1 protein-coding gene is annotated in these 253 nt (G+C 45.8%); it reads left to right on the top strand.

All coding sequences use genetic code 11. From position 1 onward, the window contains the following. Positions 1–253, top strand: a 253-nt coding sequence (locus tag CHH91_RS18735) for a cation:dicarboxylate symporter family transporter (RefSeq protein WP_141234232.1), incomplete at both ends; no start/stop codon positions are given.

Below are 253 nucleotides of genomic sequence, written 5' to 3'. Positions count from 1 at the left end.
CGTTACATTAATTTTACGGTTGACTCCTTATGGCGTTTTGGCGATTATGACAAGAACAGTTGCAACAAGTGACCTACAGGCGATTTCCACACTTGGGACGTTTGTGCTCGCTTCTTATGTGGCACTGATTGTCATGTTTGTTATTCATTTGATCATTCTAGCTGCGACTGGACTTAGCCCAATTACGTATGTGAAAAAGGCATTTCCGGTGCTCGCTTTTGCGTTCACGTCACGCACGAGTGCAGGGGCGTTG

This window comes from Virgibacillus sp. 7505 (assembly GCF_002272135.1).
Lineage (GTDB): Bacteria > Bacillota > Bacilli > Bacillales > Amphibacillaceae > Terribacillus.
Note: the sequence above shows the minus strand (reverse complement) of the source record. Positions and strands in the feature narration are given on the sequence as shown.